The following is a 22,871-nucleotide window of genomic DNA, read 5'->3' as shown; positions in this document are numbered from 1 at the left end:
CAAGGGCGTGGCGTGGGCGCACCGGCTGGGGTGCGCGCCTAACCTGGAGGACATGGCACGCTCACCTTTCACTCTAGTGGCGGCGGTCACGGCCGCATTGCCCGGGGCTGAGGTCGTCGGCGCTCGCGCCTTGACCTCGGACGGAGACGGGAGGTTCGACTCCGCGGTCGCGACGCTCGCGGACGGGCGCGAACTCGTCATCCGCGTGGCCGAGGACGATGCAGCCGAGCGCGAATTGGCCGAGGAGTCCCTCGCTCTGCGAGCGCTCACCGCCGGCGCGCGGGAGATGCTGCCGTTCCGGGTCCCGACCTGCATCGGCGAGACCCGTGTGGGCGAGGCCAGGGCACTGGTCACCGACCTCATGCCGGGTTTCCAGATCGACGCCGCGCACGTGCCGGGCGGCCGGGGAGCGGCGACGTCGATCGGCGAGGCCACCGCTGCCGTGCATGCTCTCCCCACCTCGGTGGTGCGAGCAGCAGGACTGACGATCAGGGACGCCGGAGGAGTGCGCTCCGAGATCCAGCGACTCGTGGACCGGGCGGCGTCCACGGGACGGGTGCCCGCCAGGCTCACCGCCCGGTGGCGGGATGCCACCGGAGACGGGGACCTCTGGCGGTTCGAGACCACGGTCACCCTGGCGGGTCTGCAGGCGCAGTCGTTCCTCTTCGAGGACGACCCCGACGATGGCCCGCAGGTGACCGGGGTGCTCGGTTGGCACGGCCTGACCGTCGGAGACCCCGCCGAAGACCTCGGCTGGCTGTCGGGGGCACCGGATGCCGCCGGAGATGTGCACGCCGCGTACGTCGCTGCGTCGTCCCGCGCTGCGGACAACGCCCTGCGCGTACGCGCCCGCCTGCACGCCGAACTCGAGTTCGCGCGCTGGCTGGTGCACGGCGATGAGCAGCGCCGCCCGGACATCGTCGACGACGCCGCGGCGCTGCTGGAATCCCTCGCGGACGGCCTGCGCAGCGACGACCTGCGGGTGATCGCCGCCTACACGGGCGGCGTCGACTCGGCCCTGGACGTGCTGGACCGCACTCCGGAGACCGCGGCGACCGCGGTGGACACCTCGATGCAGACCGATGCCTATCGTCCGGAGGATCTCTGGCGCGACGAGGCGGACGACGCACCGCAGACCGAAGACCCCTCCTCCGAGCACCCCGGCGGCGGAACCGATCGGGACGACCTCGATCCGGAGGACGCCGGTGACACGCACGACGCCCTCGGTGCGCATGGCGCTCTGGGTGCGCACGACGTGTCAGGCGCCGCCCACCCGGGTACCGGCTCGGAGGAGATCACGCAGGACCTGACAGGGATCAGCGGCGTCCGCGGGTCGAATCATGATGGTGCGGCGCGGACGGAGCCCGATCCGCCCGAGCACCAGCCGAGCGACATCGACTCCGCGGAGGAGGCTCAGCGGGCAGCTCGTGCGGCGCTCCAGCGCTGGACCAACTCCTCCTCGGAGTAGACCCGGTCGTCGCGGATGACGAGGTCGTCCGCCACGTAGAACAGCACCACGTCGATCTGCTCGAGCGGTACGCCGAAGCGGCGGTGGTAGGCCACGCGGTAGAGGGCGAGCTGCAGCATCCGCTCCTCGCGCTCCTGGGCCGTGCGCGGCGCCCGCCCCGTCTTCCAGTCCACGATCTCGATGCGCCCACCGCGATCCTCCCGGCGGTAGACCGCATCGAGCTTGCAGATCACGATGTGCCCGTCGGCGAACGCGAAGTCGATCTCGATCTCGACGGCGATCGGCTGCAGCGCCGCCCATTCGCTGCGCTCGAAGATCGCCCGCAGCGCGGCGAGCGCCTGCTCGTCATCGCCCGTCGTCGAGGCGAGGCCGCCGGCTTCGGGTGTCTCCTCGTCGAGCTCCCACAGGGCGGCTTCCGCGGAGGAGCCCGCGCCGACCAGGCCCGAGCGGTGCTCGACCCACGCGTGGAACAGGGTCCCGATCCGCGTCTGCGTGTACGGCCGCTCGGGCATGGGGCGACCGAGGTCGCGCAGCGTGCCCCGGTAGTCGCTCACCCAGTCCTTGAACCGCGAGGCGGGCACGCGCGTCGGAGCCTCGCCCGCAGTTCCCCGCATCCGCTCAGCACGCTCGGCGAGCAGCCGCTCCAGCTGCACGGTCGGGGCCGGCGCGTCGGTGGCGGACATCGCGGTGCGCACATGCTCGGCCGCTGAGGTGACGACGGCACGACGCGAACCGAGCGGGTCCATCGGCCAGCTGGTGGTCAGTCCCGGACCGGCATAGGGGTTCTCGTCGGGATCGACCTCGCCGATCGGCTCCAGGCCGAGCACCTCGATGGCCTCGAGCAGGAAGCGACTCGCCTTGCGGGGCTTCACCTGCCCGGCCCAGTGCGCGCCGGACAGCAGCAGATCACGTCGCGCACGCGTCACGGCGACGTAGGCGAGACGGCGTTCCTCCTGCTGCTGGTAGTCGCGGTAGTCGTTCTTGAAGCGGCGCAGTGCTCCTCCCTGCGGGTACGCCTTGGTCACGCCGGCCGCCAGAGCATCCAGAGCGGCCTTGTGCCGTTTCGCCGGGTCCTCGCCGGCGGCGTCCATCTCGGCTCGCGGGTCCCAGCGGAACACCGGCAGGGCGTCCCGGTCGCCGCGCAGCGCGAACGGCACCACGCCGAATCCGAACCAGCCCGAGGTGTCGCTGACCCGACCGGGCAGCTCGTCCTCCACGAGACGCACCACGGCGACGGAATCCCACTCCAGCCCCTTCGAGCCATGGATCGTGAGCAGCTGGACGACACCCGGCTCGGGAGGTTCGGGTCGGGGCATCAGCTCGTCCGTGCTCTCGGCCTTGTCGAGCCAGGCGAGCAGGCTCGAGATCGTGCCCCGATCATCCGCGGTGAGAAAGGCGCGCACCTCGTCGACGAAGGCACGCAACTGGGTCGCGGCGATGCGTGCCGGACCGCGGGACTCGTTGGCGGCGAGCTCGATGTCCAGACGCAGCTCGAGTTCGATCAGGCGGATGAGCTCGGGGATCGGCAGCCCGACCGAGCGTCGAAGCCGCTCGAGGATCTCCCCCGCCGTGCGCAGTCGGCGGCGGCCTTCGGGGGTGATCGCCGCGATGAGGCGGTAATCATCGGGCGCCGCGCGCAAGAAGTCCACCGCATCGACGATCGAGACGGCTTCGTCGGCGCCGCGTGAGGAGCGCAGCCGGTCGCGCACCTCGTCCGAGAGCGGCGCGAGCGATGCGTCGCGTCGAGCGAGAGCGGATGCCAGCTCGTACAGCGCCGCCATGTCGGCCACGCCGATGGCGAACCGCGGACCCACCAGCAGGCGGATCAGCGCGGAGCCCGCAGTGGGATCGTGGAGGACGCGCAGCATCGAGACGACGTCGACGACCTCGGGGGTGGACAGCAGGCCGCCCAGCCCCAGGATGCGGTGCGGGATGCCTCGGCGGGCCAGGGCAGCCGCGAAGGTCTGCATGTGTCGCTTGGAGCGGAACAGGATCGCACCGGTGTGCGCCGTCCGCGCGCTGTGCTCTGCGGCCGACGCGTGCTCGTCGCGGCGCTGCTGGAACCATGCCGCGACCGCCTCGGCCTCCTCGTCGACGGTCAGGGGGAACGCCACCTCGACCCGCCCCCGACCGGCACCGGGGCGCGGTTCGAGGGCCGGCACCTGGAGTCCGGGACGCTCGAGCGGTTGCAGAACGCGATTGGCGACGTCGAGGATGCTGCTGTCGTTGCGCCAGCTGGTCATCAGGCTGTACGTCCTCGCCGGCTGCTGCTCGGCGAACGACCGTCCGAAGGCGTACAGGTTGTCGGCGCTCGCTCCGCGCCAGCCGTAGATGGACTGGTGCGGGTCGCCGACCGCCATCACCGCGCTGTCACGGAACAGGGCGGCGAGGAACCGGGTCTGGATGACGGACGTGTCCTGATACTCGTCCAGCAGAACGACGCGGTGCTGCTCGCGCAGCTCGGCGCGCACGTCGGGTGCGGTCTCGACGATGTCGAACGCCCCGCCTACCTGGTCGGCGAAGTCGAGCACCCCACGCCGTTCCTTCTCGGCGATGTACTCGCGCACGAGGCGGGTCAGCACCGGCATGCTCAGCAGGTTCAGTGCCGCGGTGTCGACGTCGCGGTTGCCGCGGTACGGGCCGAATGCCGCCGCCTGTTCGGTGGCGATGCGCTCGACGGCATCCAGATCCACCCGGTGGTCGAGTGCCTCTCCCGCGAGCTTCTGCACGGCGTCGATGACGGTGCCGAGCGCGCGGTCGATGTCCTCGATGCCGGGCAGGTCGGCGCGCAGCACCACCGTGCGCGCGATCAGCCAGGAGGCGGACTGGCTGAGCATGGCCGCCTCCGGATCGCGTCCGATGCGCGCCGCGTGCTCGCGCACGATTCCGTCGGCGAACGCGTTGTAGGTCGAGACGCGCGGACGCAGCAGCAGGTCGTCGGCGGAGCGCGGCGTGCGCGGGTCCCACCCGGTGCCGAGCCTCTCGGCGAGGGCATCGAGCACCTGGGTGCGCACGGTGTCCCGCTGCGCGCCCGGTGCCGCGTCGTGCACCCGACGCAGGGCTCCGGAGTCGACCAGCTCCGGCAGGTGCGGCAGCAGTCCCCGCCGCGCGAAGTGGCCGATGGTCTCCAGCCGGGTGCCGATGCGCTCCGCGAGCTCACCGGCTGCCTTGCGCGTGAAGGTCAGACCGAGCACTTCGTCCGGTCGCACGTGTCCGTTGGCGACGAGCCAGACCACCCGTCCTGCCATGGTCTCCGTCTTGCCGCTGCCGGCGCCTGCCACGACGAGCGCCGGCTCGGGCGGCGCCTGGATGACGTCCTGTTGGGCGCCGGTGGGGACGGGCAGTCCGAGGGCGAGCGCGATGACCTCGGCCGAGATCGCCGACGAGGTCTCCGGGTCCGCGATCACCTGCGCGGGGATCATGCGCTCACCGCCGGTACCGTGTGGATGCGGCACGGCGCGACGCGCACCTGAGTGTCGGCGCAGTGCGATTCCACCTGGGCGGTGAAGGTGCCGGCGGCCATGCCCCGCCCGGCCTCGATGACGCGGTGCAGGAACGCCGCCCGCTGATCACGGTCCAGCGTGTGCTGGTGTGCGATGCGGTAGTCGGCCTTGCCGACGGTCTTCGACACGATCAGCAGGCGCGCGCCGGTGAGCGCCTGCGGCGGAGCGCCCTCGATGAGCCCCTCCTGCACGGCGATCTGATACGCCGCGAGCTGGGCGTGCTCGCGCACGTTCGCCTCGGTGTCGGGTTCGTACTTGCCGGTCTTCAGGTCGACGACGACGACGCGTTCTCCGTCACCGCCGCCCATCGGCTGCCATTTCTGACCCCGGGCCGCCGCGTGCTCCCCTGCTCCGGCCGGGTACACCTCCACGCGGTCGATGACGCCGCCGACCACGGCGCGGGCGGACGGCGCCGCATCCGCGTCGGCGGTCTCCGATTCCGCGGGGTGAACGGTTCCGTCCTCCAGATCGACGGCGAAACGGAAGTCGGTCTCCGCTCCGACCACCCGCCCGCCGTCGCCGGCGCTCGCGCCGAGGTAGGAGTGCAGCCGCTCGATGTACAGGTCTGCACGGCGGCGCTCCTTGCGTCCGATCCATTCGGTCTCGAAGTCCAGCTCCGGCCAGTGCTCGTCGACGATCGCGCGCATCGCCTCGAGGTCGCCGTCGGGCGCCTTCTCCATCGCGTCGTGCACGATCGTGCCGATCCCTGCCGAGGGCGGCGCGACCGTGTCGCCGCCGAGGGAGGAGACGACCCAGTTCAGACCGCACTCCTCGAACGCCTCCAGCCGTGAGGGCGAGACCTTGACCGGCGCTGCCGCCAGATCCCGCAGCGGTGCCGTGCTCGAAGGCGGTGCGACGCCGTACCACTCGTCGGGAGCGGCCCCCGCGACGCCGGCCTCGGCGAGGATGCGCAGCTGGCCGGCGGATGCCGCCCGCTCGGCGTCGTCGAAAGCCGTGGTGAGCACGCGGCGATGGCGCGCCACGAGTCCGCGCAGCGTGATCGGGTGGGCGAAGCGCAGCTCGTCCTGCTCTGCGGGCGGAGCCGGCGGGAGAAACGAGAAGAAGGGGCTGGGCGACTGGTCGTCGTCGTCCACCGCCGACACCACCAGCCGGGTTCTCGCCCGAGACAGCGCCCGCACGAACAACCGGAGCTCGTCGTGCAGCGCCGCGCGCCGACGGTCGAGCACGCCGGGGACGATCTCCGGCAGCCCGTCGCGCGAGGCGGCGAGCCAGTCCGCGAGACGCCAGGTCTCCAGCATCCCGCCGCGGAGACGCACGTTGGGCCAGATGCCGTCCTGCACGCCGGAGACCACCACGGCCTCGAACTCCGCGCCGAGTGCGGTGGCCGGGGTCATCAGAGTGACCAGTCCTGGCCGCTCGGGCGCGGACAGCGTGTCCTCCGGAACCTCGCTGTCGAGGATGTCGCGGATGAACAGCGCCGGCTTCTCCTGCGGTGAGCGCTCCACGAAACGCTTGGCCGCGTCGAACAGCGCCACCAGACTGTCCAGTGAGCGGGCGATCTCCGCCCCCCCGGGGTGGTCCGCCGCCGTGCGCCACACCGTCTGCAGCGAGGCGCCGCCGATCGAGCGGGCGCGCTCCCACACCCGCCAGAGAAGTTCGTGGATCGTCTCCCCCGCCGCTCCGGCCTCGTGCACCTGAGCGAGGGTCTCCGCGAATCTCTGGGCGACGCGCGCCTCGGGTGCATCGACACGATCGAACAGATGCGGATACGCCATCGCCTCGCGCAGCAGCTCCCTCGCGGGCGTCGACCCGCCCTCGCCCAGTTCCACGTGCCGCAATCGGGCACGCAGCCGGCGCAGACCCACGGCATCCAGCCCTCCGAACGGCGAGGTGAGGGCCTCGGCGAGCAGATCGCCCTGGCGATCGGCTGCGTCCGTCAGCCCGAGCCGCACGATCTCGACGATCGAGCGGACCGTGGCCTCGCTGCCGAGCGGCCGGGGCACTCCGGCGGCGCGGGTCGGCACCTCCCGCGCCGCGAGCTCCGCCTCGAGCATGACGATCTGCCTGGTGTCGTGGGCGATCACCGCGATGTCGCTCCAGGCGATGCCGTCGCTGAGATGCCAGTCGCGCACGATCGCCGCGATCCGGTCGATCTCCTCGTGCGGAGACGGCGCGATCAGCGTGCGCACGCCGGCGTCGGATGCCTCTCCAGGAGGACGCCGGTGATCGACCCGCCCTGCCACCCCGATGGCCTGCGTGATGGTGCGGGTGAGCGCGGTCAGCGCATCGCTCTGGCGGTGCGCCTCGTCCAGGACGTGCACGTCTCCCAGCACCTGCGCGAGCTCGGCGAACAGCTGCGGACTGGCCCCGCGGAACGCTCCTGAAGAGATGTCGGGGTCGCCGAACGCGAGAACCGCGACCCCTCGCGCGCGCAGCGCCCGCACGAGACGGATGCCGCCTCGGGTGAGCTCCTGCGCGTCGTCGATGAGAACGGTCCGCAGCGCCGCGAGCGGCCCCAGCGTGGCCGCATCCGCCGATTGCAGGATCCCGGTGGCCTCGGTCAGCAGCTCGGGGATGTCGCGGTGCGACACCCGCATCGCCCCCATCACCTCGCGGTACTCGTCGAGGAAGTCGCCGGCGGCGGCCCACACCTCGCGCCCCGATGCCTCCAGCTCGCCGGGCAGGATACCGAGTTCGGTGCACTCCGCGAGGAACGCGCGCAGCTCGGAGCGGAACCCCTTCGACGCCCGCACCGCCGGACTGAGCGCCTCCGGCCAGCGCCGGCTGCCGTCCTCGGCGTCGCCGGTGAGCAGATCTGCGAAGATGCGGTCCTGATCCGCTCCGGTCAGCAGCGCCGGCGGTTCCAGGCCGTTGTGCACGGTGGCTCCGCGCACGACCTGGAAGGCGAACGAGGCCAGCGAACGCACCAGGGGTCCGGGAGTCGCCTGAGCGACCCGCACGCCCACGCGGTCGCGCAGCGCCGTCGCCGCCTGCCTGCTGGGCGTCAGCACGAGCACCTGCTCCGGCAGCATCCCCGCGGCGAGCAGATGCACCACGCGGTCCACGAGAGCGGTCGTCTTGCCGGTTCCCGGCGCGCCGATGACCACACCGGATGCCGTCGCGTCGGCGTGCACGATGGCGTGCTGAGCGGCATCCTCTGTCATGCCCTCCACGCTAGCGGCGCGCACCGACACGCGCCCTGTGCGCCCACGGCGAAATCGACCCGGCCCCGGCTCGACGCCGGGCGCCAGCCGGTAGAGTTGCCCGTGTTCGCAGACATCTGAGGAGATCGCGTGGAAATTCGCATCGGCATCGTCAACACCGGTCGTGAGCTGAGCTTCGACACCTCCACCAGCGCCGACGAGGTGCGGGAGCAGGTCACCGCCGCCCTCGAGCAGAACGCCAGCCACCTGACCTTCAACGACGCGAAGGGCAGCTCCTACATCGTCCCCACCGCGAACCTCGCCTACATCGAACTGGGCACCGAGGAGTCGCGCCGGGTCGGCTTCGTCGCCTGACATGTACATCCTGCTGGCGCTGATCGCGGCCTGCGCGCTGGGAGTGGCGCTGCACTACCTCCTCCCCCGGCGCGAGTTGCGCGGGGTCGCCGTGACGCCTGCGATCACGACGGCCGCGGCCGCGGCGATCTACACGATCCTGCAGTGGAGCGGCGTGGGCGAGGACGTCGTCTGGCTGTGGGTCGCGAGCATCGGCGGTGGCATCCTCGTCGCGAGCCTGGCGACTCTCGCACTCAGCGCGCAGCGCGCTCGCCATGACGCCGCGGAGAAGCAGGCTCTCGGGATCTGACCCGCCCTCGACCGGTCCGCCGCACCGGAGCGGATGCTACGAGGCGAGCCCCATGGCGTCCATCCGGCGCGCGTGCGCCCCCATCAGCTCGGTGTAGACCGGCTCGATGCGCTCGTCGTCCGCCTCCAGCCGTCCCGGGCGCAGCGCTCCACGGCACACCAGCAGAGTGTCGCCGACGAGGCGACGCCCCCACATCGACAGCAGGGAGCGCCACTCGTCATCGCTCTCGATGGTCTCCTGGATGATCCTGACGATGCCGCTGCCGGCGTCATCACGACGCAGGATCTCGGCGACCCGCTCCCCCGTCGCGCCGTAACTCGCGGCGAGCGCGAGGTAGAAGTCGTCCAGCATCCCCGCGGTGAGATAGACCGACAGCAGGGTCTCCTCCTGCCGTTCGCCGATCGTCTTGCGCCGGAAGGCGTCGAGGTTCTCCCGGAACGGCAGCATCACCTGGGTGGGGTCCTCGCCCTGGTCGGCGATGACCTCCACGATCCCGCGATGCTTGTCGAGCGCTGCGCCGGCGGCGCGCGAGAGCGCCTCCTTGCGCGCGAGCTGCGGAGTGCCGCGGATGCTGCGGCTGAGGGTCTCGAAGTAGCCCAGCTGCAGATAGGCGGCCTGTCCGAGGAAACGATTGAGCTCCGGGGCGAGCTCGGCGAAGTCGACGCGCGTGGCGCCCGTGCTGTCTCCCTTGCTGCGCAGAGTCAGGGTGCGCCGCTGGGGCTTGCGCTTCCAGAACCAGTTGACCACCCGCCCAGACTACTGGTCAGACGACGGGCCTCCGGTAGGCTGGTCCCGTCCTGCCATCGGAGCAGGGCCCCGCGCCTGTGGCACACGTGACGGCGTGGATCCAATACGAGGCGCCTCTCGCGCGGCAGACTGCCGTGCACGCGCCGGACAGGCAGACACCCACTGTGACTACATTCGCTGATCTCGGAACCGAGCAGGACATCGTCGACGCGCTCGCCGCCAAGGGCATCGTCGACGCCTTCCCCATCCAGGAGCAGACCATTCCGCTGGGCCTGCCGGGCCAGGACATCATCGGCCAGGCCAAGACCGGCACGGGCAAGACCTTCGGGTTCGGCATCCCGCTCGTCCAGCGCCTCGGCCAGAATCCCGAACCGGGCGTGAAGGCCCTCGTCGTCGTGCCGACGCGCGAACTGGCGGTGCAGGTCTTCGAGGACATCGACATGCTCGCCTCCAACCGCCCGACCAGCGTCGTCGCGATCTACGGCGGCAAGGCGTACGAAGGGCAGATCGACCAGCTCAAGGCCGGCGCGCAGATCGTCGTCGGCACGCCGGGCCGCCTGATCGACCTCGCGAACCAGCGGCTGCTCGACCTGTCGAACGCGACCGAGGTCGTGCTCGACGAGGCGGACAAGATGCTGGACCTGGGCTTCCTCGCGGACATCGAGAAGATCTTCTCCAAGGTTCCGCCGGTGCGTCACACCCAGCTGTTCTCGGCGACCATGCCCGGGCCGATCGTCGCGCTCGCGCGCCGGTTCATGACCAACCCGATCCACATCCGCGCGAACGACCCCGACGAGGGCCTGACGCAGGCGAACATCAAGCACATCGTGTACCGCGCGCACTCTCTGGACAAGGACGAGATCATCGCCCGCATCCTGCAGGCCGAAGGTCGCGGCAAGACCGTCATCTTCACTCGCACCAAGCGCGCGGCGCAGCGGCTCGTCGACGAACTCGGCGACCGCGGCTTCAACGTCGGCGGCGTGCACGGCGACATGGGCCAGGAGCAGCGCGAGCGCTCGATGGCGGCGTTCAAGGCCGGCAAGCGCGACGTGCTGGTCGCCACCGATGTCGCCGCCCGCGGCATCGACGTGGACGACGTCACGCATGTGATCAACCACACGATCCCCGACGAGGACAAGACGTACCTGCACCGCGTGGGCCGCACCGGGCGCGCGGGCAAGACGGGCATCGCCGTCACGTTCGTCGACTGGGAGGACCTGCACAAGTGGGCCCTGATCAACCGCGCGCTGGACTTCGGTCAGCCCGAGCCCGTCGAGACGTACTCCTCGAGCCCGCACCTGTTCACCGACCTCGACATCCCCGAGGGCACGAAGGGGCGTCTGCGCACGGCGCCGAAGGCCGAGAAGCCGACTTCCGAGCGCAAGCAGCGTCAGCCGCAGAAGGCCGCCGACGTCGCTGCGGAGGGCTCCGACTCCGGCACGACCCGCCGTCGTCGTCGTCGCAACCGCTCCGGTGCCGAGAAGGTCGGCTCGACCTTCATCGAGGGGGCCGAGCAGTCGGCATCCGAATCGAGCGCATCGACGACGACCGTCGACCGCGACGCGGAGGGCGCCGGCACGCACGACGGCGACGCCACACGCGAGCACCGCGACGGGAAGCCGGCTCCGCAACGCCGCCGCCGTCGCCGCCGCTCGGGTGGTGCTGCGCCCACCGGCGCCTGACCCGGCTCACTTCAGCCGCGCGGCCGTCCCGGTCGCGCGGCTGTTCTGCACCCGGGAGCCCTTCTGCGTGCGGTCGCGCGGCTGTTCTGCACCCCGGAGCCCTTCGCAGGGAGCCGGATGCCGGTTCTGAGGCCTGATGACCGGCATGTCGCTCCTTCCCACACGGCGGAGACGACCCGATGCGGAGGAGGCGTGTGCGGAGCAGACGTCCTCGGGGACCTAGGGGAAACGCGCCGGCGTTCCTGATGCCCGGTCGATGATGCGGGCGACCATCTCATCCGACGTGGTGTTCTCGCCCGGCCGATTCGGCTTTCCCGCGCCGTGGTAGTCGCTGGATCCGGTCACGATCAGGTCATGGCGGTCGGCGATCTCGCGCAGGAGCCGCTTGCCGTCCTCCGTGTTCTCCCGGTGATCGATCTCCAGGCCGCCGAGGCCTTCTGCGATGAGCCGCTCCAGGTAGGCGATGGGCATCATCCGGTCCCGTCCCGAGGTGACCGGGTGCGCGATCACGGCCACTCCCCCCGCACGCGTGATCAGGCGCACCGCCGTGAGCGGATCCGGAGCGTAATGGGGTTCGTAGTAGCCCGTGCGCGGATGCAGGATGCCGTCGAACGCCTCCGTGCGGTCGCGGACGATGCCGCGAGCCACCAGGGCATCGGCGATGTGCGGGCGGCCGACCGTGGCATCCGATGTCGTCTGCGCGAGAACATCGACCCAGTCGAGCTCGTAGTCGCGACCGATGTTGCGGACGATCCGTTCGGCGCGTCCCAGCCGGTCCCGGCGGATGCGGCCGGTCTCCGCGACGAGCGCCGGATCGGTCGGGTTGAAGAGGTACCCGAGCACGTGCACGCTGCGCCAGTCATGGCGGGCGGAGAACTCGATGCCGGGCAGGAATGTCATCCCCAGCCCGACGGCGGCGTCCCCCGCCTCCACCCAGCCGGTGGTGCGGTCATGATCGGTGAGGGCGAGCGTGCGGATGCCGTGGGCGTGCGCCTGACGGACGACCTCGGCGGGGGTCTCGGTGCCATCCGAGTGGTTGGAGTGCAGGTGCAGATCACTCGGCCCGGTGAACGGTGAGAGCGCGCCCTGGGTCATCCTCCGAGCGTACCGCCAGGGCCGTCACAGCAGATTCCTCTAGGCTTCTCGCGATGCTACGCCTGGTCGGAATCCTCATCACCGTGCTCTTCGCGATCGCGACCGCCGTGCTCGTCTGGCCGCAGTTCTTCCAGCTCGAGACGACGTTCCCCCTCGCACAGATCATCGCGTCCCGCGCGCTCGTCCTCGCCGGGTTCGCGGCGGTCGTCGTGCTCGCGCTGCTGATGCTGATCGCCCGGCCGCTGCGCGGCTTCGCCGCATCGATCCTCATCGTCGCGCTGATCGGCGCCGCTGCGACGGGGCTGGTGGGCGCGACGCGGGGGCTGGGTACGGGTTCGCTCCCGCAGAAGACGGATGCCGCACTGCGCGTGCTGACGTGGAACACGAACGGCGCGGCCGTCTCCGCGGAGCGGATCGCCAGCGTCATCGCCGAGCAGGACGTCGACATCGTGGCACTTCCGGAGACGTCCGAGCAGGTCGGTGAGCAGATCGCCATCCGGATGCGCGATGCGGGCGATCCGATGTGGGTGCACCATGTCAACATCCGTCCTGATGTGGCCAACGGGCCGCAGGCGTGGCAGACGACGATCCTGATCTCGGCGAAGCTCGGCAAGTACTCGGTGATCGCCTCCTCGCGGGACGGATCCAGCAACACCAGTTCCGTGCCGAGCGCCGTCGCGATGCCGGTGGACGGGACGGGACCGACCATCGTGGCCGTGCATGCCGTCGCTCCGCGCGAGAACGCGATGGATCGCTGGCGTTCGGACCTGGCCTGGATCGCCGACCAATGCCCGGAAGGCGACTTCATCCTCGCCGGAGACTTCAACGCCACACTCGACCACATGGCCTCCTTCGGCAGCCGCGGCGGCACCATGGGGCGCTGCCACGACGTCGCGAGCAGCACGGGCAACGGCATGATGGGCACCTGGCCGGCATCCGTCCCCGCGCTGCTCGGCGCACCGATCGACCATGTCATGGCCAGCGAGAACTGGCGTGCGACGGGCTCGGTCGTGCTCGACGATGCCGGGGGAAGCGACCACCGCGCCCTCGTGGCACAGCTGGAGCCGGTCGGCTGACCCACCGCCGTGTCCGGCGGGGTCGTGCCCCGATCCCGGTGAGTCCACCCGCCCCGGGACCGGACTCGCCCGCCCCGGGACCGGACTCACCCGACCCCGCGGCCGGGCTCACCTGACCCGGAGACCGGATGAGACAATGGACAGCATGAGCACCGCAGACAACGACGCCGCCGTCGAGATCCCCGCCGAGGCCGTCGAAGAGGCGAAGAACCCCCGCAGGCAGCCCTTCCCGCAGGGTTTCCTGGACACCATCTCCACCGGGTGGGCCGAGCGCCCCGAATCCATGCCCGAACCGCGAGCCCACGCCGCGTTCGCGGCGGCCCGCCGCGCCAAGGTCTCTGCCGCCTTCCCTGGCAAGCGCCTCGTCGTGCCCGCCGGCTCGTTCAAACAGCGCAGCAACGACACGGACTACCCGTTCCGCGCGCACTCCGCCTTCCTGCACCTCACCGGTTGGGAGACCGACGCCCAGCCCGACTCGCTGCTGGTCTTCGAGCCGACCGATGCCGGTCATGAGGTGATGCTGTACTTCCGCGAGCGCGCCGACCGCACCACCAGCGAGTTCTACTCGGATGCCACGATCGGCGAGTTCTGGATCGGCCCGCGCCCCTCGCTCGCCGGCGTCGCCGCCGACCTGGCCGTCGAGACCGCGCACATCGACACGTTCGTCGCCGGCGACGCTGACCTCGTCGTCGACGCGGATGCCGATCTCACCCGCTTCGTGTCCGAGCTGCGCCTGGTCAAGGACGAGTTCGAGATCGCGGAGATGCGCACCGCTGTCGCCGTCACGGCGTCCGGATTCGACGACATCATCCGCGACCTGGATCGCGCGATCGCGCACCCCCGCGGCGAGCGCATCGTAGAGGGGATCTTCCACCAGCGCGCCCGCAGCGACGGCAACTGGGAGGGCTACGACACCATCGCGGCCTCAGGGCCGCACGCCTGCTACCTGCACTGGACCCGCAACGACGGCGCCGTCGTACCCGGTGACCTGATCCTCATCGACGCGGGTGTGGAGGTCGACAGCCAGTACACCGCCGACATCACGCGCACCCTGCCGGTCGACGGCACGTTCACCGAGGTGCAGCGCCGGGTCTACGACGTCGTCCTGGAGGCTGCGGACGCCGCTTTCGCCGCCGCCAGGCCCGGCGTCCGGTTCCGCAGCGTGCACGAGGCCGCGATGGCGGTCATCGCCCGCCGCACCGCCGAATGGGGACTGCTGCCGGTCACCGCCGAGGAGGCGCTGGACGCCGACAAGGGCGGCCAGCAGCGGAGGTACATGGTGCACGGCACCAGCCACCACCTGGGCATCGATGTGCACGACTGCGCGCAGGCGAGGCGCGAGATGTACTACGACGGCATCCTGGCGCCCGGCATGGTGTTCACCATCGAGCCCGGCCTGTACTTCCAGATCGACGACCTCACGGTTCCGGAGGAGCTGCGGGGCATCGGCGTGCGCATCGAGGACGACATCCTCATGACGAAGGACGGTCCGGTGAACCTCTCGGCCGCGATCCCGCGCACCGCCGGAGACGTCGAAGCCTGGATCGCACGGCTGAGGCGCTGACGCAGGTCGGCCTGCGTCAGCTTCCTCATGCCGGAAAGGGCTCGGCGTCAAGGGACTGGTCGATCCGCTGCTGCTGTGACCTGCTTGTCATGAGCACAGCTCGCGCCGCCACGGGGGCGCGACCTCACGAAGGAGATCACGATGAGCGCCAGTCCTGTCATGCCGAGCGAGGTGTCCGACAAGCTCGGCGTCTTCGACCGATTCGCCGAATCCGCCTCGCGACTCGCCAGCCGCGCGTGGTTCTTCTGCTTCTGCGTTCTGCTGGTGGTGCTCTGGGCGCCGTCGATCCTCCTCATCCGGAACATCGACACCTGGCAGCTGATCATCAACACGCTGACCACCATCGTGACGTTCCTGATGGTGGCTCTGCTGCAGAACAGTCAGACGCGAGCGGACCTGGCGGTTCAGCACAAGCTGAACGCGATCGCCGATGCGCTGTCCGACCTCATGCATGAGGAAGGCCATCAGAAGGACGCCGCAGAGCTGCGAGACGCCGTGGGACTCGAGGATCGCGAGAGCACGAGCAAGAACATCGCGAACGCCGGCGCGAGCACGGGCGGAGACGAGACCCCGGCCGAGACGCGGCGTTCACGTCGCTCCTGAGGCGGGCGGCGTGGGCGTCGCCCGCCTCAGCGCGAGACGGCCAGGGCAGCGCTGTACTTGAACCCGACGTGGGAGTCCGCGAACCCGAGACGTGTGTAGAAACGGTGAGCGTCTGCGCGGGCGGCGTCGGAGGTGAGCTGCACCAGCGGCGCATCCAGCTCGATCGCGGCCCGTTCCATCACCCAGCGCATCAGGGCGGTCCCGATTCCGCTCGAGCGCTTCGTGCTCGCGACGCGGACGGCCTCGACCAGCAGCCGGGTGCTCCCCCGCCGCGTCATGCCGGGGATGACCGTCAGCTGCAGCGTCCCGAGGACGGCGTCGTCCTGGTCCACCGCCACGACGATCTCATTGCTCGGATCGCCGATGATCCGATCCAGTGCGCAGGCGTAGGCCTCGGCATCCTCGGCACTCGCGACGTCCCCACGACCGGCACTGATCGGGTCGTCCGAGAGGAGCCGGATGATCGAATCCAGGTCGTCGCGCGTCGCTCTGCGGATGGCGAGCGTCATGTCTCGCGCTCTGGCTGAGAACGGGAGACCCAAACGTTCGATCACGGATCACTCTCTTCCTCGCCGACCGGTCCTAGGACATCCGAGCCTACGGGACTCCGCACCTCGCCCGGCTTCGGCCGGACTCGGAGGCCGGAGCAGCGTCGCCCGGTACCGTGGAGCGATGGACCTGGACGGTGTGACCGCTGCGGTCTCGCAGTGCATCGCCGATGCCGACCATCCGATCGTCATCGGCATCTCCGGGTATGCCGGGTCGGGCAAGAGCACGCTCGCGCGCGAACTGGTGGCCCGGATCCCCGGCTCGATCCGCATGCGCGGCGACGACTTCCTCGATCCGACCCGCTCCCACCGGCGTTCGACGGACTGGGATGGCGTGGAACGCACTCGACTGGTCGCCGAGGTGCTGAAGCCGTTCCGGGAGGGCACCCCGGGGAGCTTCCGGCGATACGACTGGACCGCGCGGCGGTTGAGCGCACCGGAGCCGGTCCCCACCGGGCCCGCGCTGATCGTCGACCTCATCGCACTGTTCCATCCCGACACCGCCGGATCCCTCGACCTCCGGATCTGGTGCGACCTGGATCTCGCGACCGCGCAACGGCGAGGGATGGCACGGGACGCCGCCGCGGGACACGACCATGCACGGCTGTGGGAAGAGGTCTGGACTCCGAACGACCGCGACTTCGACGCGAGGTTCGCACCCCGGCGTGCCGCGGATGTCGTCTACTCCGACGGAGCAGACGACAGCGGAGCGTCGGGATCAGGTCACCGCACCGACCGACCTGCTCAGTGACGGCGTGTGCGTCGACGACCTGCCGATGACCGTGCGGGATCTGGATGAGGGCTGACCGTGTCTAAGGTGGCTCACGTGACCTTCCCACGCACCGCTCTGATCGCGAGCTTCCCGCTTGCCGCCATCGGGCTGTGGCTGTGGGCGGAGGTGGTCGACGAGCTCGCCAGTCGGAGCGATCATGGCGCTTCGGCGACCGGGCCGAACACCCCGCCCGCCGGGATCGACGCGCACCCCGGGCCGCGTCGCGATGCGGTGGTCGTGCTCGGCTACCGGAACCGCGGCGCACGCGCCAACGCCGTGAACAGGTTCCGGGTGCGCGCCGGAATCCGTTCGCTCGATCCGGATGCCGCAGACAGCGTTCTGGTGCTCTGCGGCGGAGCCGTCGGCGGCGAGATCCCCGAGGCGACCCTCATGGAGCGATACGCCCGCAGCCGGCTCGGCTTCGACGGCCGCATCGCCCTCGACACCGCCAGCCGCGCCACCTGGGAGAACATCGCCAACGCGATCCCATTCATCGAGCACGCCACCACGATCAAGATCGTCTCCCACGCGCCGCACGGCCAACTGGGCCGCCAGATCCTCCGACAGCAGCGCCCCGATCTTGCCGACCGCCTGGTCCGCGGCGCCGAGCACCGTTTCGGTGAGGCCCCGGTGCTGAAGATCCTCTCCGCGCTGCGCACGGTGCAGTCCCGGCTGTCCGGAGCGTGGCAGACCGCCGCCGGCCCCCGAGAGTGAGGGACCGGACGATCAGGACCGCGCGCTCACCTGCGAGATGAACTCGGCGACCACCGGAGCCACCGAGGCGCCCACATCAGCCGCGGCACGTTTGCGGCCCTTCACCTCGAACGAGTGGCCACCACCCTCGATCCAGGCGATCCGCGCATCCCGACACGACGCCACTGCTTCTTCCACCTGCGACAGCGGCTGCACGAAAGGATCATTCGTGCCCTCGACGAACAGCTGCGGCGCACGCACAGCCGGCAGATGCTCGACGCGCGGCTTGTCGGGTCTGCCCGGTGGATGCAGCGGATAGCCGAGATACACGAGCCCGTCCACTTCGAGACCCTCGGCCGCCGCCATCGACGCCATCCGTCCGCCGTACGACTTGCCGCACGCCCACACCGGCGCGTCGGCCGCGTCCTCGCGGATGCGCGCGACCATCGCACGCCAGGTGAGGATCGCGTGCGCGGCGGGCCCCGGCATCCGCCTGCCCGCCTCGACGTAGGGGAAGTTGAAGCGCACGGTCGTGAAGCCGTCCTCGCGCAGGGCGTCGGCGAAGCCGACGAGGAACGGATGATCCATCCCGGCGCCGGCGCCGTGCGCGATCGCGACGACGCCGCGGGACTGCTGCGCGGGTTCCTCCCACGCCACCGACACCGCGACCGGCCCGGCGGGAAGCTCGACAGCCAGGGTCACGGCGTGCGCCTCCGGAACGGCGGGCGCACGAACTCCCCCCGCCGCGCCTGCAGCGTACCCCGCACGACGACCACGAGGTGCACGACGCACACCAGTGCGTACAGCACGATCGGGATGCCGAGCGGCAGGAACCCCACCGGTTGCGGCGTGCCGAACAGGCGCGGGACGGAGAGCGCCAGCTGCAGCACCAGCAGTCCGGTGGAGACCACCAGGAACACGGCACCCCAGCTGCGTGCCGATGCGGCGTTGGCCTTCGCCAGCGCCCCCTGCCTGGACAGCGAGCCGTAAGCGGCGACCATCGCGCCCCCCGCGGCCAGCGAGCCCAGCATCGGCACGGGCAGCAGGATCAATAGGCCCAGAGCCCAGGCGGAGACGCCCGTGGCGGTGCTGCCGGGAGGCGTCATCGCGTCTGGGGAAGAGCGGGCCCGCCCTCATCGCCGGAGCCGGGCTCCTCGGGCACGGGCGGGTCCGTCGGCGAGACGGGCTCACCCGTGCCGGTGGAATCAGGCACGGTCGGCCCGCCGGGCTCGACCGGCGTCGGCGGTTCCGGTGCACTCACGTCATCCGACCCGGACCCCTCCCCGGGAGCCGGGATCCGCTCCCCGAACTGCGGCGGCTTGCTCAGGTCCACGCGGGGACGCGTCGTCACGGCACGCGCGGAGCCCATCACCTGACGCGCCTTCGCCAGTGACGCCGCCTGCACGCGCACTTCGTAGTGGTCGGCCAGCATCTGCGTCATGCTGGCGAAGTCTCGCCGACGGCGCACGATGGAGTACGTGATCAGGCTCATGATCATGCCCAGCGCGACGCCGACCAGGATGAAACCGAGAAAGAGCGAGATGGGCGCATCCGGGTTGCCGAACAGCATGATCGCCGAGAGGACCAGGCCGATGAGCACGCCGTTGATCGCACCCGAGCGGGCTGCCGCGGCATAGCCGAGCCGGCCGGTGACCCGCTCCACCGTGCGCACGCCCTGCCCCACGATCGCGATCTCGCGGGCGGGGATCTCACCGGCGATCAGCTTGGACACGGTCTTCTGAGCAACCTCGTAGTCGCGCGTCGAAGCCACCACCTCGCCGAGGTCGCTGCCCTTGGCCGTACGATTCATCATGCTCATCGTCCTATTGTCCCAGACGACCTGCTGGTGATCATCCGACCGTCCGCGCGTCACGGCCACGACTACGCTGGAGCACGTGAGCACACAACGGGTATTCGCGGCGCGCCTGGCCGGCTGCGCGGTCTTCGACCCCGTCGGCGACCGGCTCGGCAAGGTGCGCGATGTCATCATCGTCTACCGCAAGACCGCCGCGCCGCGCGTGATCGGCCTGGTCGTCGAGATCCCCGGCCGCCGACATGTGTTCCTCTCCATCGGCCGCGTCACCTCCATCCGCTCCGGCCAGGTGATCAGCACCGGCCTGATCAACGTGCGCCGCTTCCAGCCCCGCCCCGGTGAAGTACGCGTTCTCGCCGAGTACCTCGGCCGACGGGTCATGCTCGCCGACGGGAGCGGCAGCGCCGTCGTGGAGGACGTCGCGATCGAGCAGGACCGTCACGGTGAATGGGCGATCACACAGCTCTTCCTGCGCAAGCCGCGCACCAGCGCCTCACCGTTCGCGAAGGGTCCGACGACGTTCGCGAGCTGGTCCGAGGTCACCGAGCAGCAGCACCCGGGCGAGGCCCAGTCCGCCGAGCAGCTGGTCGCCACCTACTCGGAGCTGCACGCCGCCGACCTCGCCACCACCCTGCTCGATCTGCCCGAGCAGCGCCTCATCGAGGTCGCCGAGGAGCTGCCCGACGAGCGCCTCGCCGACGCACTCGAGGAGATGCCGGAAGACGACCAGGTCGGCATCCTCGACCGTCTCGGCGACGAGCGCGCCGCCGACATCCTCGACGAGATGGAGCCGGACGACGCCGCCGACCTGCTGGCGCAGCTGCCGCCGGATCGGCTCGAGCAGCTTCTCGCCCTGATGGAGCCCGACGAGGCCGAAGACGTGCGCACGCTGCTGCGTTACGGCCCCGACACCGCCGGCGGTCTGATGACCACCGAGCCGATCATCCTCTCCGCCGATGCGACCGTTGCGGAGGCTCTGGCCCTGATCCGGCGGCACGAGCTGCATCCCGCACTCGCTGCGGCGGTGTTCGTCACGCTTCCGCCGTTCGAGACGCCGACGGGACGCCTGCTGGGCGTCGTGCACTTCCAGCGGATGCTGCGCTATCCCCCGCACGAGCGGCTCGGCGCGATCCTCGACGACAACCTGGAACCGGTATCCGTCACCGCATCCGCGGCAGAGGTCGCGCGACTGCTCGCCAGCTACGACCTGGTCTCTCTCCCGGTGGTCGATGCCACGCACCGCCTGGTCGGCGCGATCAGCGTCGACGACGTGCTGGACTACCTGCTTCCCGACGACTGGCGCACGCACGACGTGGAAGAGGCCCCGCACGACGGTGCCACGGCCCCGCACGACGGTGCCACGGCCCCGCACGACGGTGCCACGGCAGAGACGGGTGGTGCACGATGATGGCCCGTCCCTCCCGGCTGGACACGCCACGCGGGCGCACGGGGGCGCTGCGCTCGTCAGCGCCGTCCCGGGACCGGTTCGGTCGTTTCACCGAGTGGGTCGCGCGTGCGATGGGCACGCCGGCCTTCCTGGTCATCCTCACCCTGTTCTGCGCGGCCTGGATCGTCTGGAACACGCTCATGCCCGATGCACTGCGTTTCGACGACGCCGCCCTCGGCTTCACCGCCCTGACGTTGATGCTGTCTCTGCAGGCCTCGTACGCCGCGCCCCTGATCCTGCTCGCGCAGAACCGTCAGGACGACCGGGACCGCGTGCAGATCGAGCAGGACCGGCAGCGCTCGGAGCGCAACCTCGCCGACACCGAGTACCTGGCCCGTGAGGTGGTCGCCCTGCGACTCGCGCTCGAGGAGCGCAGTTCGCAGACCATCACCCGTGACGTGCTGCGCCAGGAGCTCAGGACGCTGCTGCATGAACTCGAACGGGAGCCGACCACGATCGACGAGAGCACTCCGTGACGGCTCCCGACCACGTGCGGGCGGCGGTCAGCGCCGTCACCGACCCTGAACTGCGTCGCCCCATCGGCGACCTCGACATGGTGCGGGAGATCACCGTGGACGGGACGACGGCACACGTGTCGATCGTGCTCACCATCGTCGGCTGCCCGATGGCGCAGCGCATCGAAGAGGACGTCCGCCAGGCCGCCGCATCCGTGCCCGACATCACCGACGTGCACGTGGATGTGGGCGTGATGACCCCGGCCGAGCGCCGGGCGCTGACCGAGAAGCTGCGCGACGGCCGGCCGGTCAGGCAGATGCCGTTCGGGCCGGATTCGCTCACCCGGGTGATCCTCGTCTCCAGCGGGAAGGGCGGAGTGGGCAAGTCCACGGTCACCGCGAACCTCGCCGTCGCGCTCGCGCAGCGGGGACTGCAGGTGGGACTGGTGGATGCCGACGTGCACGGGTTCTCGATCCCCGGCCTGCTGGGGATCGCTCCGGGCACGCAGCCCACCCGCATCGACGACCTCATGCTGCCGCCCGTCGCGCACGATGTGAAGACCGTGTCGATCGGCATGTTCCTTCGCGAGGGCGAGTCGGTCGTGGCCTGGCGCGGCCCCATGCTGCACCGCACCGTGCAGCAGTTCCTCACCGACGTCTTCTTCGGCGACCTCGACGTGCTTCTGATCGACATGCCGCCCGGCACCGGCGACATCGCCATCTCGATCGGTCAGATCCTGCCCCATGCCGAGGTGCTCGTGGTCACGACGCCGCAGCCGGCGGCGTCCGACGTGGCGATCCGCAGCGGACTCGTCGCCCGCCGCACCGGTCAGCGCGTGATCGGTGTGGTGGAGAACATGGCGCCGTACACGCTGCCCGATGGCACGGTGATCGACCTGTTCGGCTCAGGCGGTGGTGCCGAGGTCGCCCGCGTGCTCAGCGAACCCGGCGAGCACGGCACGCCAGGCGAGGACGTACCGCTTCTGGCATCCATCCCGCTCAGCCCGGCGCTGCGTCTGGGTGGCGACAGCGGACATCCGGTGGTGCTGGACCAGCCGGAGGACGCCGCCGCGCAGGCGATCATCCGACTCGCCGACACGATCGCGCACCGTGGCCGGGGGCTGGCGCGCCGGACGCTGCCGATGCATCTCAGCTGAAAGGCTCGTGACGCTGCAGTCAGGTCGCCTCGACGTCGAAGGGCGGAGGCGTGCTGCGGGTGAAGGTGGTGCGCGTCCTGGGCGGGCGAGCCGGCGCCACCGGGTCGGTGGCGACCGACGTCGGCACCGCGGGGGCGCTGTCGAACGCGGGCTCCTCGAACAGGGCGTCGCGGATGATGCGACGAGGGTCGTACTGACGCGGGTCGAGCTTGCGCCAGTCCACCTCGTCGACCTCCGGCCCGAGCTCGTCCTTCATCTTGCTCTTGGTGTCGCGCAGGTACTCCCCTGCGCGCCGGGTGAACCTTCTGAAGGCCTCTGCCGCCTTGGGCAGCCGCTCAGGACCGATGATGAGCACAGCGACAATGCCGATCAGCAGCAGCTTGTCCATGTCCAGGCCCCAATTCATCCCCCCAGGCTACCCGTCGCGCCTCCCCTCCGGATGCACCCGCGGCGCATACCCTGTCAGTGACCCTAGTCACA

The 22,871-nt window shown here is 70.6% G+C and carries 21 protein-coding genes; 12 read left to right on the top strand and 9 right to left on the bottom strand.

Annotation, left to right across the window (positions count from 1 at the left end; genetic code table 11):
- Nucleotides 1–52: 52 nt before the first annotated feature.
- Complete coding sequence (locus tag ACFQY2_RS13680) at nucleotides 53–1,468, top strand: phosphotransferase (protein WP_378746448.1); 1,416 nt, start codon at nucleotides 53–55, stop codon at nucleotides 1,466–1,468.
- Here the strand turns inward: ACFQY2_RS13680 and ACFQY2_RS13675 are convergent.
- Both ACFQY2_RS13675 and ACFQY2_RS13670 read right to left on the bottom strand, forming a co-directional pair.
- Complete coding sequence (locus ACFQY2_RS13675) at nucleotides 1,414–4,890, bottom strand: ATP-dependent helicase (RefSeq protein ID WP_378746447.1); 3,477 nt, start codon at nucleotides 4,888–4,890, stop codon at nucleotides 1,414–1,416. The two genes, ACFQY2_RS13680 and ACFQY2_RS13675, sit on opposite strands and share 55 nt — an antisense overlap.
- Entirely contained in the window at nucleotides 4,887–8,096 is a 3,210-nt protein-coding gene (locus ACFQY2_RS13670) for an ATP-dependent helicase (RefSeq protein WP_378746445.1), read from the bottom strand. The genes ACFQY2_RS13675 and ACFQY2_RS13670 overlap by 4 nt, the downstream gene beginning before the upstream one ends.
- Before the next feature lie 129 nt (nucleotides 8,097–8,225).
- Between ACFQY2_RS13670 and ACFQY2_RS13665 the strand changes: the two genes are divergently transcribed.
- Both ACFQY2_RS13665 and ACFQY2_RS13660 read left to right on the top strand, forming a co-directional pair.
- Nucleotides 8,226–8,450 carry a DUF3107 domain-containing protein gene (locus ACFQY2_RS13665; protein ID WP_378746444.1) on the top strand — a complete coding sequence of 75 codons (225 nt, stop codon included), beginning with the start codon at nucleotides 8,226–8,228 and terminating at the stop codon, nucleotides 8,448–8,450.
- A 1-nt stretch (nucleotide 8,451) separates the two neighbouring features.
- Nucleotides 8,452–8,739: a hypothetical protein gene (locus tag ACFQY2_RS13660; protein ID WP_378746443.1), complete on the top strand. Its 288-nt coding sequence runs from the start codon at nucleotides 8,452–8,454 to the stop codon at nucleotides 8,737–8,739.
- A gap of 36 nt (nucleotides 8,740–8,775) precedes the next feature.
- Here the strand turns inward: ACFQY2_RS13660 and ACFQY2_RS13655 are convergent, their stop codons facing one another.
- Nucleotides 8,776–9,486, bottom strand: coding sequence for a ferritin-like fold-containing protein (locus ACFQY2_RS13655; RefSeq protein ID WP_378746441.1), 711 nt, complete (start codon nucleotides 9,484–9,486; stop codon nucleotides 8,776–8,778).
- Between the two features lie 164 nt (nucleotides 9,487–9,650).
- Between ACFQY2_RS13655 and ACFQY2_RS13650 the strand changes: the two genes are divergently transcribed.
- Nucleotides 9,651–11,168, top strand: a complete 1,518-nt coding sequence (locus ACFQY2_RS13650) for a DEAD/DEAH box helicase (RefSeq protein ID WP_378746440.1) — start codon at nucleotides 9,651–9,653, stop codon at nucleotides 11,166–11,168.
- Nucleotides 11,169–11,387: 219 nt separating this feature from the next.
- Here the strand turns inward: ACFQY2_RS13650 and ACFQY2_RS13645 are convergent, their stop codons facing one another.
- Complete coding sequence (locus ACFQY2_RS13645) at nucleotides 11,388–12,263, bottom strand: PHP domain-containing protein (RefSeq protein ID WP_378746439.1); 876 nt, start codon at nucleotides 12,261–12,263, stop codon at nucleotides 11,388–11,390.
- A gap of 53 nt (nucleotides 12,264–12,316) precedes the next feature.
- Here ACFQY2_RS13645 and ACFQY2_RS13640 point away from each other — a divergent pair, with 53 nt between their 5' ends.
- The 3 genes from ACFQY2_RS13640 (at nucleotide 12,317) to ACFQY2_RS13630 (ending at nucleotide 15,506) form a co-directional block, all read left to right on the top strand.
- Entirely contained in the window at nucleotides 12,317–13,339 is a 1,023-nt protein-coding gene (locus ACFQY2_RS13640) for an endonuclease/exonuclease/phosphatase family protein (RefSeq protein ID WP_378746438.1), read from the top strand.
- A gap of 145 nt (nucleotides 13,340–13,484) precedes the next feature.
- A complete protein-coding gene (locus ACFQY2_RS13635) occupies nucleotides 13,485–14,903 on the top strand; it encodes an aminopeptidase P family protein (protein ID WP_378746437.1) in 1,419 nt (472 codons plus the stop codon).
- Nucleotides 14,904–15,044: 141 nt separating this feature from the next.
- Nucleotides 15,045–15,506 (top strand): low affinity iron permease family protein, encoded by a 462-nt coding sequence (locus ACFQY2_RS13630; RefSeq protein WP_378746436.1) that lies wholly within the window; start codon nucleotides 15,045–15,047, stop codon nucleotides 15,504–15,506.
- A 26-nt stretch (nucleotides 15,507–15,532) separates the two neighbouring features.
- Here ACFQY2_RS13630 and ACFQY2_RS13625 read toward each other — a convergent pair whose 3' ends face one another.
- Nucleotides 15,533–16,015 (bottom strand): GNAT family N-acetyltransferase, encoded by a 483-nt coding sequence (locus ACFQY2_RS13625; protein ID WP_378746434.1) that lies wholly within the window; start codon nucleotides 16,013–16,015, stop codon nucleotides 15,533–15,535.
- A 163-nt stretch (nucleotides 16,016–16,178) separates the two neighbouring features.
- Here ACFQY2_RS13625 and ACFQY2_RS13620 point away from each other — a divergent pair, with 163 nt between their 5' ends.
- Together ACFQY2_RS13620 and ACFQY2_RS13615 are read left to right on the top strand one after the other, a co-directional pair.
- Nucleotides 16,179–16,805, top strand: a complete 627-nt coding sequence (locus ACFQY2_RS13620; protein ID WP_378746433.1) for a uridine kinase — start codon at nucleotides 16,179–16,181, stop codon at nucleotides 16,803–16,805.
- Between the two features lie 75 nt (nucleotides 16,806–16,880).
- On the top strand, nucleotides 16,881–17,540 hold the full coding sequence (locus ACFQY2_RS13615; protein ID WP_378746432.1) for a YdcF family protein: 660 nt from the start codon (nucleotides 16,881–16,883) through the stop codon (nucleotides 17,538–17,540).
- A 12-nt stretch (nucleotides 17,541–17,552) separates the two neighbouring features.
- Here ACFQY2_RS13615 and ACFQY2_RS13610 read toward each other — a convergent pair whose 3' ends face one another.
- From ACFQY2_RS13610 to ACFQY2_RS13600, 3 genes are read right to left on the bottom strand one after another with little or no spacing between them, the layout of a single operon-like run.
- The gene (locus tag ACFQY2_RS13610) at nucleotides 17,553–18,215 is read right to left on the bottom strand and encodes an alpha/beta fold hydrolase (protein ID WP_378746797.1); all 663 of its coding nucleotides are present in this window, start codon (nucleotides 18,213–18,215) and stop codon (nucleotides 17,553–17,555) included.
- 2 nt (nucleotides 18,216–18,217) lie between these two features.
- Nucleotides 18,218–18,625, bottom strand: coding sequence for a hypothetical protein (locus ACFQY2_RS13605; protein WP_378746430.1), 408 nt, complete (start codon nucleotides 18,623–18,625; stop codon nucleotides 18,218–18,220).
- Nucleotides 18,622–19,332 (bottom strand): general stress protein, encoded by a 711-nt coding sequence (locus ACFQY2_RS13600; RefSeq protein WP_378746429.1) that lies wholly within the window; start codon nucleotides 19,330–19,332, stop codon nucleotides 18,622–18,624. Before ACFQY2_RS13600 ends, ACFQY2_RS13605 begins: the two co-directional genes overlap by 4 nt.
- A gap of 82 nt (nucleotides 19,333–19,414) precedes the next feature.
- Between ACFQY2_RS13600 and ACFQY2_RS13595 the strand changes: the two genes are divergently transcribed.
- From ACFQY2_RS13595 to ACFQY2_RS13585, 3 genes are read left to right on the top strand one after another with little or no spacing between them, the layout of a single operon-like run.
- Nucleotides 19,415–20,740, top strand: coding sequence for a magnesium transporter (locus ACFQY2_RS13595; protein ID WP_378746428.1), 1,326 nt, complete (start codon nucleotides 19,415–19,417; stop codon nucleotides 20,738–20,740).
- Nucleotides 20,740–21,255 (top strand): DUF1003 domain-containing protein, encoded by a 516-nt coding sequence (locus tag ACFQY2_RS13590; protein ID WP_378746795.1) that lies wholly within the window; start codon nucleotides 20,740–20,742, stop codon nucleotides 21,253–21,255. The genes ACFQY2_RS13595 and ACFQY2_RS13590 overlap by 1 nt, the downstream gene beginning before the upstream one ends.
- Nucleotides 21,252–22,391 (top strand): Mrp/NBP35 family ATP-binding protein, encoded by a 1,140-nt coding sequence (locus tag ACFQY2_RS13585; RefSeq protein WP_378746427.1) that lies wholly within the window; start codon nucleotides 21,252–21,254, stop codon nucleotides 22,389–22,391. The genes ACFQY2_RS13590 and ACFQY2_RS13585 overlap by 4 nt, the downstream gene beginning before the upstream one ends.
- Nucleotides 22,392–22,410: 19 nt before the next feature.
- Here ACFQY2_RS13585 and ACFQY2_RS13580 read toward each other — a convergent pair whose 3' ends face one another.
- On the bottom strand, nucleotides 22,411–22,797 hold the full coding sequence (locus ACFQY2_RS13580; protein WP_378746425.1) for a twin-arginine translocase TatA/TatE family subunit: 387 nt from the start codon (nucleotides 22,795–22,797) through the stop codon (nucleotides 22,411–22,413).
- Nucleotides 22,798–22,871 lie beyond the last annotated feature (74 nt).

Origin of the sequence: Microbacterium sp. GCM10027623 (genome assembly GCF_042666935.1) — a bacterium.
Lineage (GTDB): Bacteria > Actinomycetota > Actinomycetes > Actinomycetales > Microbacteriaceae > Microbacterium.
This window is presented reverse-complemented; position numbering and strand designations above follow the sequence as displayed.

Coding starts and splice junctions, on each gene's coding strand:
- ACFQY2_RS13680 (WP_378746448.1), top strand. CDS start 53: ATGGCACGCTCACCTTTCACTCTAGTGGCGGCGGTCACGGCCGCATTG.
- ACFQY2_RS13675 (WP_378746447.1), bottom strand. CDS start 4,890: ATGATCCCCGCGCAGGTGATCGCGGACCCGGAGACCTCGTCGGCGATC.
- ACFQY2_RS13670 (WP_378746445.1), bottom strand. CDS start 8,096: ATGACAGAGGATGCCGCTCAGCACGCCATCGTGCACGCCGACGCGACG.
- ACFQY2_RS13660 (WP_378746443.1), top strand. CDS start 8,452: ATGTACATCCTGCTGGCGCTGATCGCGGCCTGCGCGCTGGGAGTGGCG.
- ACFQY2_RS13645 (WP_378746439.1), bottom strand. CDS start 12,263: ATGACCCAGGGCGCGCTCTCACCGTTCACCGGGCCGAGTGATCTGCAC.
- ACFQY2_RS13640 (WP_378746438.1), top strand. CDS start 12,317: ATGCTACGCCTGGTCGGAATCCTCATCACCGTGCTCTTCGCGATCGCG.
- ACFQY2_RS13635 (WP_378746437.1), top strand. CDS start 13,485: ATGAGCACCGCAGACAACGACGCCGCCGTCGAGATCCCCGCCGAGGCC.
- ACFQY2_RS13630 (WP_378746436.1), top strand. CDS start 15,045: ATGAGCGCCAGTCCTGTCATGCCGAGCGAGGTGTCCGACAAGCTCGGC.
- ACFQY2_RS13625 (WP_378746434.1), bottom strand. CDS start 16,015: ATGACGCTCGCCATCCGCAGAGCGACGCGCGACGACCTGGATTCGATC.
- ACFQY2_RS13620 (WP_378746433.1), top strand. CDS start 16,179: ATGGACCTGGACGGTGTGACCGCTGCGGTCTCGCAGTGCATCGCCGAT.
- ACFQY2_RS13605 (WP_378746430.1), bottom strand. CDS start 18,625: ATGACGCCTCCCGGCAGCACCGCCACGGGCGTCTCCGCCTGGGCTCTG.
- ACFQY2_RS13600 (WP_378746429.1), bottom strand. CDS start 19,332: ATGATGAATCGTACGGCCAAGGGCAGCGACCTCGGCGAGGTGGTGGCT.
- ACFQY2_RS13590 (WP_378746795.1), top strand. CDS start 20,740: ATGGCCCGTCCCTCCCGGCTGGACACGCCACGCGGGCGCACGGGGGCG.
- ACFQY2_RS13580 (WP_378746425.1), bottom strand. CDS start 22,797: ATGAATTGGGGCCTGGACATGGACAAGCTGCTGCTGATCGGCATTGTC.